At 65.8% G+C, this 11,599-nt stretch carries 11 protein-coding genes and 3 pseudogenes; 4 read left to right on the top strand and 10 right to left on the bottom strand.

The window, feature by feature from the left end; all coding sequences use genetic code 11:
* On the top strand, positions 1–1,801 hold a 1,801-nt coding region (locus J2X65_RS15970), incomplete at its 5' end, for an efflux RND transporter permease subunit (protein WP_310202759.1).
* A gap of 47 nt (positions 1,802–1,848) precedes the next feature.
* Positions 1,849–2,655: an oxidoreductase gene (locus J2X65_RS15965; RefSeq protein WP_310202757.1), complete on the top strand. Its 807-nt coding sequence runs from the start codon at positions 1,849–1,851 to the stop codon at positions 2,653–2,655.
* Positions 2,656–2,716: 61 nt separating this feature from the next.
* Here J2X65_RS15965 and J2X65_RS15960 read toward each other — a convergent pair.
* Positions 2,717–2,843, bottom strand: a pseudogene (locus J2X65_RS15960) (conjugal transfer protein TraD); the annotation flags it as partial.
* Between the two features lie 172 nt (positions 2,844–3,015).
* Between J2X65_RS15960 and J2X65_RS15955 the strand changes: the two are divergent.
* Positions 3,016–3,459: pseudogene (locus tag J2X65_RS15955) on the top strand (MobA/MobL family protein); the annotation flags it as partial.
* 118 nt (positions 3,460–3,577) lie between these two features.
* Positions 3,578–3,688: pseudogene (locus J2X65_RS15950) on the top strand (helix-turn-helix transcriptional regulator); the annotation flags it as partial.
* A 21-nt stretch (positions 3,689–3,709) separates the two neighbouring features.
* Here the strand turns inward: J2X65_RS15950 and J2X65_RS15945 are convergent.
* From J2X65_RS15945 to J2X65_RS15905, 9 genes are all read right to left on the bottom strand, one after another.
* The gene (locus J2X65_RS15945; RefSeq protein ID WP_404977728.1) at positions 3,710–4,360 is read right to left on the bottom strand and encodes a tyrosine-type recombinase/integrase; all 651 of its coding nucleotides are present in this window, start codon (positions 4,358–4,360) and stop codon (positions 3,710–3,712) included.
* A complete protein-coding gene (locus J2X65_RS15940; protein ID WP_404977727.1) occupies positions 4,361–4,621 on the bottom strand; it encodes a hypothetical protein in 261 nt (86 codons plus the stop codon). It abuts the gene before it with no gap.
* Positions 4,622–5,344: 723 nt separating this feature from the next.
* A complete protein-coding gene (locus tag J2X65_RS15935) occupies positions 5,345–5,734 on the bottom strand; it encodes a hypothetical protein (protein WP_310202751.1) in 390 nt (129 codons plus the stop codon).
* 76 nt (positions 5,735–5,810) lie between these two features.
* A complete protein-coding gene (locus J2X65_RS15930; RefSeq protein WP_310202749.1) occupies positions 5,811–6,266 on the bottom strand; it encodes a hypothetical protein in 456 nt (151 codons plus the stop codon).
* A gap of 41 nt (positions 6,267–6,307) precedes the next feature.
* The gene (locus tag J2X65_RS15925) at positions 6,308–7,210 is read right to left on the bottom strand and encodes a hypothetical protein (protein ID WP_310202747.1); all 903 of its coding nucleotides are present in this window, start codon (positions 7,208–7,210) and stop codon (positions 6,308–6,310) included.
* Positions 7,207–8,628, bottom strand: a complete 1,422-nt coding sequence (locus J2X65_RS15920; RefSeq protein ID WP_310202745.1) for a helicase HerA-like domain-containing protein — start codon at positions 8,626–8,628, stop codon at positions 7,207–7,209. The genes J2X65_RS15925 and J2X65_RS15920 overlap by 4 nt, the downstream gene beginning before the upstream one ends.
* 202 nt (positions 8,629–8,830) lie before the next feature.
* Complete coding sequence (locus J2X65_RS15915; RefSeq protein WP_310202743.1) at positions 8,831–9,163, bottom strand: hypothetical protein; 333 nt, start codon at positions 9,161–9,163, stop codon at positions 8,831–8,833.
* A complete protein-coding gene (locus J2X65_RS15910; RefSeq protein ID WP_310202741.1) occupies positions 9,160–9,624 on the bottom strand; it encodes a hypothetical protein in 465 nt (154 codons plus the stop codon). The genes J2X65_RS15915 and J2X65_RS15910 overlap by 4 nt, the downstream gene beginning before the upstream one ends.
* Positions 9,621–11,597: a DNA cytosine methyltransferase gene (locus J2X65_RS15905; protein ID WP_310202739.1), complete on the bottom strand. Its 1,977-nt coding sequence runs from the start codon at positions 11,595–11,597 to the stop codon at positions 9,621–9,623. The genes J2X65_RS15910 and J2X65_RS15905 overlap by 4 nt, the downstream gene beginning before the upstream one ends.
* Between the last annotated feature and the right edge of the window lie 2 nt (positions 11,598–11,599).

Below are 11,599 nucleotides of genomic sequence, written 5' to 3'. Positions count from 1 at the left end.
CTCGGGCACGCTGGTGACCATCATCGGCCTGATGCCGGTCGGCTTCGCCGCCTCCGCCGCCGGCGAATATGCCGGCAACATCTTCTGGGTGGTCGGCTTCGCGCTGATCGTCTCGTGGATCGTCGCCGTAGTGTTCACGCCCTATCTGGGCGTCAAGATGCTGCCGGCGATCACGCCGGTCGAGGGCGGCCACCAGGCGATCTACGACACGCCGAACTATCGGCGCCTGCGCGCGGTCATCCAGTTCACCGTGCGCCATAAATTCATCACCTGCGCGGTGGTGGGCGTCGCCATGGCCCTCTCGGTGATGGGCATGGGAGCGGTCAAGCAGCAGTTCTTCCCGACCTCGGATCGTCCCGAGGTGCTGGTCGAAGTGCGTATGCCGGAAGGCACCAGCATCGAGACCACGGCGGCGGCGGTGGAAAAGGTCGAGCGCTGGCTGAGGGAGCGCCCCGAGGCCAAGATCGTCACCAGCTATATCGGCCAGGGCGCGCCGCGCTTCTTCTTCGCCATGGCGCCGGAACTGCCCGATCCCGCCTTCGCCAAGATCGTGGTGCTGACGCGCGATGCCGAGGCGCGCGAGGCGCTGAAGCATGAGCTCCGCGCCGCCATCGCCGAGGGTCTCGTTCCCGAGGCCTTCGTCCGGGTCACCCAGCTCGTCTTCGGGCCCTATACGCCGTTCCCGGTCGAGTTCCGCATCATGGGCCCCGACCCGGCGGAGCTGTACCGCATCTCCGAGCAGGCGCTCACCCTGATGAACGGCGTGCCGGACGTGCGGCAGGCCAACCGCGACTGGGGCAACCGCGCGCCCGTGCTCCGCTTCGTTCCGGACCAGGACCGGCTCAACCTAATCGGCCTCTCGCCCACCGAGGCCGCCCAGCAGATGCAGCTGCTGCTGACCGGCCTTACCGTGACGCAGGTGCGCGAGAACATCCGCAACGTGCCGGTGGTGGCGCGCAGCGCCGGCGACCATCGGCTCGATCCGTCCCGCCTGGCGGACTTCTCGCTGATGAGCCGCAACGGGCGCCAGGTTCCGCTCGACCAGGTCGGCCACTCCGAGATCCGTTTCGAAGAGCCGATCCTCAAGCGCCGCGACCGCACGCCGGTCGTCACCGTCCGCGCCGATGTCAACGAAGCAACGCAGCCGCCGGAGGTCTCCCAACAGGTGATGCAGGCGCTGCAGCCGCTGATCGCCTCGCTGCCCGTCGGCTACCGCATCGAGATGGCCGGCAATATCGAGGAGTCCCTCAAGGCCAATATCGCGCTGGTCAAGATCTTCCCCCTGATGATCGCCGCCATGCTCATCGTCATCATCCTGCAGGTTCGCAGCCTCTCGACCATGACCATGGTGATGATGACGGCGCCGCTCGGCCTCGCCGGCGTGGTGCCGACCTTGCTGCTGTTCAACCAGCCCTTCGGCTTCAACGCCATTCTCGGGCTTATCGGGCTGGCCGGCATCCTGATGCGCAACACCCTGATCCTGACCGAGCAGATCAAGGAGAACAAGGCCGCGGGGCTCGACGATTATCACGCCGTCATCGAGGCGACCGTCCAGCGGACGCGGCCGGTGATCCTGACCGCGCTGGCGGCGGTGCTCGCCTTCATTCCCCTCACGCACTCGGTGTTCTGGGGCTCGATGGCCTACACGCTGATCGGCGGCACCGCCGTCGGCACGGTGCTGATCCTGCTGTTCCTGCCCGCCCTCTACGCCGCCTGGTTCCGCATCAAGGCCACGCCCGATCAGGTGCACGCGGACGTCGCGCGCAGTCCCGCAGCGCATCCGGCCATGGCCGCCGAATGAGAGCCTTCAACCGCTCTCATCTCAAAGCAATGAACAAAGGAACGATCATGTCGACCGCGAAAATCGTGCTCATCACCGGGGTCTCATCCGGCATCGGCCGTGCCACCGCGCTGAAATTCGCGGAAGCGGGATGCCGCGTCTATGGCACCGTGCGCAATCTGACAAAAGCTCAAGCGCTTCCCGGCGTGACGCTCGTCGAGATGGATGTCCGTGACGAGACATCGATTGATCGCGGCATTCAGACCATCATCGCGCAGGACAAGCGTATCGATGTCTTGGTCAACAGCGCGGGGGTGACCCTGCTCGGCGCCACAGAGGAGACGTCGATCGATGAAGCCCAAACGCTGTTCGACACCAATCTCTTCGGCCTTCTGCGTATGATAAAGGCCGTTCTGCCGCATATGCGCGAGGCACGCTCCGGCCGCATCGTCAATGTCAGCTCGGTGTTGGGCTTTCTGCCTGCGCCCTATATGGCGCTTTATGCGGCGTCCAAACACGCTGTCGAGGGTCTGTCCGAAAGCCTCGATCACGAGGTCCGCCAGTTCGGTATCCGCGTGGCGCTGGTCGAACCGTCCTTCACCAAGACCAACCTCGATCTGAACGCGCCGCAGGCGGCCTCCATCATTATCGCTTATGGAAAGGAGCGCGACATCGTCTCCCGGGCAGTCCAGAAGAACGTTCAGAAGGCGCCCGAACCCGACGCGGTCGCCGCCACGATCGTGCGCGCCGCGCTGGGCAGATGGAAGATGCGCCATACGCCGAAGGGAGAGGCGTCCCTCCTCTCCAAACTCCGCCGCTTCATGCCGGCGGGGCCCGTGGAGAAGGGGCTGAGGAAGACGTTCGGCCTAGGATGAAGGGTGCTTATCTGAGGTCCTTGGTCTCGGCCAGCACGAGCCGCGCACCGGCCAATTCCTAGGTCGTGAGCGCGTCGGCGCCGGTGGCGATCACCAGATCGCCCAGCTGCTGCACCTTGCTGCTCCTGAGCTCTCGCGCCTTTCTTGAGCGCCTCCAGCCGCGTGTCGAAGTCCCGTGGCTTGTGCATTGTCATCTCCATCAGCAGTCGATGGAGGGATGATAGTTGAGCGTGTGGCAGATGGCTGTAATGTTGCCGGGACAGACTGGGATGGGCTCGTCGCTCCCGAGATTTTTTCGAGGGAGGGCGCGCTTATACGTCTTTCCGACATGCGCTTTGCCGTGCTCATGTTTGGATCGCGATGGCGATCTATTATCATCACGTCAAGGTCATCGGCCGCAAGGCCGGCTCCAGTGCGGTGGCGTCCGCGGCCTACCGCTCGGCCTCAAGGCTGCGCGACGCGCGCATCGATCGCGTTCAGGACTTCTCCGGCAATCGCGGCGTCGTGCATTCCGAGGTTCTGCTGCCCGACGGCGCGCCTGAGATGTGGAGCGACCGCGAGCGGCTGTGGAACGATATCGAGGCCTTCGAACTGCGGAAGGACGCGCGGCTCGCCCGCGAGGTCGAGTTCACCCTGCCGCGGGAGATGAGCCAGGCGCAGGGGATCGCGCTGGCCCGCGACTTCGTCCAGGCGGAGTTCGTCGCTCTCGGGATGGTCGCCGATCTCAATGTGCATTGGGATGTCGGTGAGGACGGCATGCCGAAGCCCCATGCCCATGTCATGCTCACCATGCGCTCGGTGGATGTGCCGCCGCCGGCTCGCCATGCCACACCGGCGCCGTTCATCCTCTTGCCGGCCGGCGGCTCCGTGTCTTGTCTGGAGCAGGCGCCCTCAGGCGCATCCAGCAGGAGGCAGCACCGCCATGCAGACACCCGAGCGTATCGTCCGCCTGAAGACCGTCCTTGCCCGGACCAGCCTGTCCCGCTCCACCATCTACCGCAAGATCGCGGAAGGCATATGCCCGGCGCACATTATTGCCCTCAACATGGGCGAGCTACCGCTCGATTGCATCGGGATGCCAGCGCCGGCTCTCATTGGCGAGCGTGGCGAACGCTGTCCGAAAACCGTGGGCGGTCATGTCGTCCGCCCCTATATCCAAACGTCGTAGAGCGAAGGTCAAGGTGTTTTTGCTCATCGGTTTCCTCACCGAGACGGTCGCCGGAAACACGAAGGTGCTGATCCCGCTTCGGGTAGCGCCGAGCAATTTTTGCAAAATGGCTACGGCCTGTAAGGGCAGGGGCATGCGGTGTGGTCGGCGCATCTTGGTTCGGCGGGCTGGAACGGTCCAGACCCCAGCTTCGAGGTCAATCTCCTCCCATGCAGCGGCGCGGAGTTTGCCGGGGCGGAGTGCCAGCAGGGCAATCAGCTTCAAGCCTGCGACCGTCGTTTCCTGATCCTTCGTCCAGCCATAGATGGCCGCCATAAGCTCGCCCAGCCGCTTCGGGCGTGTGATGGCGGTGCGGTGCTTGGTCGTGGGTGGGACAAGCGCACCTCGCAGATCGGCCATCACATCCCGTTCGGCGCGGCTGGTTGCGATCGCGTAACGGAAAACCTGACCGATAATGCTACGGGAGTGGCGTGCGGTCCTGTCGTCACCCCTGACCTCCACCGCCCGTAGGACAGCAAGAATCTCTGGCGGTGTGATCTACGCGATGGGGCGGTTGCGAAGAGGGGCCGCGATTTCCTCCAGCAGCCAGTGCGCTTTCAGGAGGGTGGCCTCGGCTCGCCCTTCCTTTGTCATCTTGTCGATGAACTCCATCGCAATGACCCCGAAGGTGCTCGTTGCGGCGGCGACAGACGCCGCGCCGGCGGCCTTGTTGGCTTGTTCGTTGGCTCCTGGGTCTACCCCTGAGGCCAACAACCTCCTGACCTCGTCCCGAAGCCGCCGCGCATCGGCCAGCGAAATGAACGGGTAGGGCCATGGGTTTCTTCTGTTTGCCCGCGAACCTGTCGGCCTGCTGCCAGACCCGGGCGCCGTTGGGCTTCACGAAGAGATAGCGGCCACCACCGTCGGAAAGTTTGTATTCGCCTTCCCGGCCTTTGCCGTCCGGTACGCTGCATCTGACGAGGCCATGTTCGCCATCCCCTGTTGATTGCCGGGATCACTGAAAACACGGGCTGCAGGCCAACAACTAGGCCAACAAATTCGCGGGATGGGGTGGCTCTGGCTGATCCTGATTGGGATAGCGAGCGGAGGCTGGAAATTAAATTATCCACCAATTTCAATGGGGAAGAGAGTGCTTGGGAAAAGCTGAGCCGCCCCGGAAACGGGGGAGTGGCTCCCTGAGCAGGACTCTTGCCAAAAACCATGGAATAGAAAAGCGTATTATATCAGCTATTTAGTGAAGATGGCTCCGAACGGCGTGGAGAAATGTAACGCATTTGTATGGCGAATGTCTTCAGATTGCGGAGCCAATCATTGCCCGAATTCGCTCGCTCTCGCTACCTCGACCTGTGCGTTTCCGAAACTCGGACTCGAAAAATGCAAGCAGAGGTCGCACGTCCTCTCCATACCGGTCGACCAGGTCGGCGGCCGCTATAAGGCACTCCCGGATCATCGCATCGGAAGGATCGGGGGGGACGTGGCGCCGCCGGCGCCATGTCGTGTGAATCGGTGAATCCGGGTCGTTCAGCATGCGCAAGCCCGGGCCGCTATTATGATCGCCGTCAGGCGCTTTACGATTTCCGCTTCCGACACGCCGGCGTCACGGAGCGTGACCGACGCGGCGTGCAGCCGGGTGGCGACCACAAGCGGGTTGATGCCGCGGCGCTCCCACCAGCCTTCCTCGCCGCCCGGGGCATCAGGGTTGCGGCTGACGGTGTGAAACCAGGCCTTCAAGGGGACGGCCCATTTATCCTCCGGCAGCATGCCGGTGCCGGTGACGGGCTTGGAGAGCAGGGCGCTGGGATAGTGGATGTGCGCGTAGGCGCCGGCGGGCGTCTCGCCGCTCGCCAGGCACGGCAACTGCAGCAGCAGCCGGAGATGGTCCGGATCCTCGAGGGGCGAACGCGGCGGCACCAGGCGGCGCGACGGCTTCCGCTTCTTCGAGGGTTTCGTCTTGGGGATCGGTCCGGTCCAAGGGCGTATTGCCATGTCAGATCCGACTCCGATGGATGTTGTTCCGGCCGATCATCCAGTTCGCCGAGCCGAGCGCAGGATCCATGCGATCGAGCGAGATCGGCATCGGCGACCCGTCGGGGCGAGGGTTTGCGAGCGAAAGGAAGACATCGCCTATGCAGGGCTGACCGATACGCGGCCAGTCGGCGAGGATGCGCCCGCCGAGGCGGGTTCGGATTTCCGTCAGCGTCGGCGGGGCCGGCAGCGCGCGATCGTAGTGGGGCAATGAGCGCCACATGACGTGATCGCCGAGCGTGCCGCAGATCCAATCCCGGAACATGCGGGCCAGGAACAGCATCCGGTTGCCCGGGCAATCAATTACGCGAATGTCCTGCACGATCTGGCGCACCACATAGGGGTGATCCGTCCAGAATGGCGGGCGCCATGGACTGCCGCGATCGACGCGGACGGCGCCGGCCGGCACGATCGTCACGCCATCGACCTTGGTGAGGCGAACGCGATGGGGCTCCATGTTCACCCCTGGGCGTCGGGGGCGGGCTGTGGGGCCGATCCAGCAGGTTTTCCGCGATATCGCTTTATGGCCTGCTGCACTGCATAAGTCTGATGATGCTTCTTCGGCGAGAGCACCATTTCAGTTTCGTCGATCAGGTCACGAAGGCTGGTCTCGGCTTCGCCATGCCAATGCTTCGGCAGGGTTTCGAGCAGGGCCTTGCCCGCAGTGATGAACTCCTTGAGGCGATCCTCCGCGCGGCAAACATCGACGTAGAACGCCTCGTTCATCTCCTGCTGCGTCGGTACGCGCGGAGGTTCCTCCCGCCCCACCGGCTGGGCAGCGGTGAGGGCGGGTTGTGGCGCGAGCGGCCGGCCCAGGTTGTCTTTGGCGTCGGGGTCCAGGAGCTTTGCCAGCTTCCGCACCTGCGCAGTCTCAATCGCTTCGCTCTGCACGATGCCGTGGCGAATGGCGAAGGATACAGCCGCAAGCATGTCTCCTAGCTCGGCGGGGAGCAGCGTGCGCGGCGTCTCGCCGGATACCTCGCCAGCTGCGTTCAGCCTACCGGGCGTGTCGGTCCCGAAGCGCATGGCTTTGCCGACAAGCTGCACAATTTCGCCGGCCTCCTCGGCCAACAGGCCGAGGCAATAGCGCTCCGCCTCAGCGTGGTGTGCCACCAACTCCCGCACCTTCACCGGCACCAGCGCGGCGGACGCGGCGGGCGCGGCGGCCAGGGCGAGAAACGTCTCAACGAGATCATGCACCGCCCGCCTCACCTCGAAGGGAGGGTCATAGGCATCTAAGCCCCAATGGACATTGAACACCTCCAGGCCCAACTTGAGCTCCGGCATCTGCGGGAGCCGTTCGCTCGCCTCGAGGAGGACATCGATCGGCGTTTTCTTTTCAGCGTCGACGATATTGGTCATGCCTGACCTCCCGGATTGAAGAGCTCGGTGAGGCGGGCGGTGTCGCCCTCGACCGAGACGATGGAATTGTCGCGGAGCTCCTTCCACGCGGCGTTCCAGTGGCCGCCGCGCGGCTGCATGCCGAGGCGCTCGGCGACGGCGGAACGGGCGGCGGTGCCGCCCATTTCGAAGAGGGCCCGCAGCACCTTCGGCGCGGCGCCCGAAAGCGCCGACGCCCATAGATCGACCATGGCGGCAGGATCGCTGGTGGCGGGGCCGGCCTTGGCACTTGGCGCGACGATGGCGACCAGTCCATCGCTATCCACAATCAGGCCGCTCTCGATCAGTGCCTTGCGACCGGCGTTGAAATGACCGCCGCGCGCCTTCAGGCCGGCGAGGGTGGCAATCTGTTGCCAGGACCGTCGGACCGGCGGGTTGGTGTCCAGCACCGCCAGCATCTTCCGGCCGGCACTGTTGAGGCCGGTCGCTTCAGATTTCGGCGCCGGAACGACGTCACGCTTCAGGGGCCTGGCCAGTGACGTGGTTGCCGCTCGTGGATACGAACCATGGTCCCCGGTATCAAACGCCGATGTCCCGCCGCTAGACGAAGGGACGGAGGCGACAATGTCGGGGATCTGCAGCGCACTGAGGGCCGACTGCGCGCGAGCGATACCGATGGCAATTCCGGTTGTTTGGCCGCGTTCGAACCCGTCGGCGAGCCCGCGCTCATAGGCGGCTGCCTCGATAACGGCGACGTTGACCGATGGTGGTGCGGTTGCGCCTCCGGCGGCGGTCGGCGATTCCGCGCCGGTGCCGAGCAGATGCCGGAGGTGGTCGACGTCGATCGACGATATGGGCGGCAGCGCGGCCCGCTCCTCGCCGTGCTCCGGCGTCCGGGAGGAATCCAGCGTCCGGATCCGCGGGAAGGCCTTCCGCTCGAGCACGTCGAGCGCCGGGCACCAGATCCAGCCTTCGCCGACGGCGAGGCTGGGCAGGCTCTTCATCACCGTGTCGGCCTGGTCACCATCGGCGTTGCCCTTTACCCAATCGCCGATGGCGTTGCGATCCTGCGGGGAGGTGAGACGCAGCGCCACAAGCGTGCCGATCTGCGACAGGACGTTCTTGTGCAGGACGGCCGGGCGTTGCGTGATCATCATCGGCCGGAAGCCGCGTACGCGGCCGCGGCGCACGATGCGATCGACGGCGCCGAGGAGCCGCTTTGTCTCCGGCATGGGGTTCTGCGGGGCGACCTCGTCGGCCTCGTCCAGCACCAGGTGCAGGGCGGTGCGGTTGGCGCCATACAATGCTTCGAAAAAGTCGGTGAGGAAGCGGGTGCGCTGCCCGGTCGAGAATTCGGAGACGTCGACGATCGAGGCGCCGACCTTCTCCTCTCCGATCATCGCGCCCAGCAGCCCGCCGGCATCGACGTCGATCGGCACATCGGCGTGCTCGCCACCGAATATCACGACGGGGAAGCCGGCGCCGCCGTCGGCGAGGCTGCGTAGGCCCCACCAAACGCCGGTCGGGTCGACGACACAGAGGCGGCGGCGATCGTCCAGGAACCCCTCGACGACGCCGCGTGCCGCATAGGACTTGCCGGCGCCAGTGCGGCCAATGACGGCGGAGAAGCCGGACCAGATGTCAGCCACGGGTGCCTCCGGTTAGGTCCGGGAGGGCAATGACGCGATCTGCTATCGAGGTCGCTGACGCGGGCTCGGCGCCACGTCCGAACCGCAGGTCGTAGAGCCGTTGCCCCGCTTCGGTAAGCTCGAAATCGTGCTGACCGTGTATGACGACGAACTCGGCCGGCATGGTCAGGCCGGCGAACACCAGCCTCATCCTGACCACCGCTGGCAGCGCACTCGAATAAAGCAGTTCGTGCCGGTTCACCCGCGAGGCGCCGCGCTGCTTGGAGCGCACCAGCAGGTCGAGGAAGCACCACTGCGCGTCGGAGAGCTGGGTTGCCGTCGTCATTTAGAGCCCGCCCAGTTCCAGAAGCCCTGGGCGCCCTTGGCGGGCACCGGCGGAACGAGCGGCTCGATCTTCGAGACCGGCCATGCCCAGTTGCAGTGATTGTCCCGGTCGCTGTCGTTGATGACGCCGCCGAACTCGCCGACGATCTCCCAGGACCGGACCGGCGTGCCGAGCTCGACGGTGCAGAGCACATGCGAGAGCGGGAGAATGCCGGGCGTCAGCTTGACCCGCTCGAGGAATTCGAGCGCCTCGGGCCGTAGGCTTGTCGTCCAGGCATCCGGACCGCGAAGGCGCAAGATGAGGTCGGTAACCTCGGTCACCCTTACCGGCCGAGCGCCGGCATGGATCGCGATGCGTTCGCCACGGAGATTGACTGGCGCCGGCCAGCCGCGGAACTCGTAGGGTTTCCAGCCATAGAGGATCAGGCTTGTCCAGGGTTGCCAGACGGTGAGCGCCTTCACGACAGCTCTCCTTCGATGTTGGGGATGTCGACAGAAAGCGCGACGGTGAGCGGCTGCACCCAGATCGGATCGGCGGAGAGCATGAAGCTCTCGCCGGCCCAGGCGAGCAGCAGCGTGCGGCCCATCACCGAGGCGATGGCGGCGGCGGCGTCTGGCGGCACGGCGTTGCCGATGCGCTCGCGCCACGCGGAATCGGACCGGCCCTCGAGCGTGAAGAGCGTTTCGGGATCGACGAGGCTCTGAAGGGCGGCGAGCTCCAGCGTGGTGAATGGCCGGTGCCAGGTCCCGTCGAGCGCGCGGATGATCGCGACGAGGTTGGTGTTCGGCGCCGGCAGAGCCTCGATCGCCGCAAGGGCCGCTTCCGGCTCGCGCGGATCGGCAACGGACCAGTTGCCATTGTTGTTCTTCGCGAAGGCAGGCACCGCGCCGGTGGACTGATCCCAGCCGGTGACGCCGTAATGGCCGCCGGTCAAGTACTCGGTGCGGTCCTCACGGCTGAGCGCAGCCGGCCGGGGATCAGCGACGCTGAGCGCGCCCGAGCCGACACGATCCGAGCCCGTCACCGTGCCAGCCGTGTGATCCCTGTCGACGATGGCCAGCTTGTTGCGATGAGAGTTCGGACCATAGCCGGTGCGCGGGTCGGCCACGGCGAAGGCGCCGTTGCCGGTGGTCGATGCAGAGATGACGACGCCCGATGCCTCATCCATGCGGGTGACGCGGTATTTCGTCTGCTTGTAGTCATCGCGGTCGGCCGGGCGAGGATCCGCCACCGCCAGCCCGCCGGCGGGGCCGCCCGGTCCGGCGACGGCCGGCGAGTGGTCGCCGAAGCCGACGATCCGGAAGACGTTGTTGAAGCGCGGTGTGCCTTCCAGGCGCGGATCGGATACGGCAAAGCCACCTTGCCCGGGCGACTTCACGTTGATCACGGCGCCGGTCGGAGCCTCCCAGTCGCGGACGCCGAAATTGCCATATTGGAGGGCGCCGTCCGGCGCCCGAGGGTCGGCAACAGCGAAAGTCCCGTTGGTCGGGGAACCACGGCCGGTCACCGTGCCGCTGTGACGGCCCCACGGCTGCACGCCGAGAACGCCCGCCTGCCATTCTGTGTCCGGCGCTATGCCATAGTCGCGCAGCACGCCGTCGGCGATGGCGAGCCGGTTCAGCGACCGCCAATCCGAGCCGGCCTGGACGAAGGCCAGGCGCACCCACGTCTTCCACTGAAGCGACGGGATGCGATGCATCGGGCCGCCCCGATCTTCATCGCCGGGCAGCGGCAGTTTTTCGAGGATCTCGCCGACGCCGCGCAACCGGCGCTTCGGCGGCTCGTAGAGGAAGGGAGGGACCTTCGCCGCGTGGCGGGCGACCATGAGGAACCGCTTGCGGCTCTGCCCGAGGCCACCAACGACGCCGCAATCGTGCGTCGTCTCGGCGACGACATAGCCATAGCTGCGCAGCAGCGCGATCAGCTGATCGACGAAGTGCCGGCCGCGCGTGGCGATGCGCGGCACGTTCTCGAAGATGAAGAACTCCGGTGGATCGTCCTTCCACGCCTCGAGCGCCAGCCACAGGCCACGGAAGCTGAGGCTGTTGAGCGCCTTGTACTTCTTGGTGAGGCTCTTGGTTTCCGACAGCAGGCCGGAGAAGCCCTTGCACGGGAAAGAGGCGAACACGATGTGCGGGCGCTCGCCATGGGCGGCGCGACGCATGTCGTCTGTCGTCGCCTCGCGCCAGTCCGCCGGCGGCGGCCGATCATGGAAGTCGATATATTGCTCGGTGCTGAACAGGTTGAGCACGGTGCCCTGCACGCCGGCGGCGCGGGTGAAATCCCGGATCGCCGCCGCGTCGCTGTCGACGCCGCCGATGCAGCGGAAGCGCGCGTTCATCGTGCCGACGCGTGCGCGGCCCCGGTTGAAGCCCTTGGCGCCGCCGCCGAGGCCGCAGCAGATGTGGAAGTGGCGGATTTCTACTTCGCTCATGC

Origin of the sequence: Ancylobacter sp. 3268, from assembly GCF_031456575.1 — a bacterium.
GTDB lineage: Bacteria > Pseudomonadota > Alphaproteobacteria > Rhizobiales > Xanthobacteraceae > Ancylobacter.
This window is presented reverse-complemented; position numbering and strand designations above follow the sequence as displayed.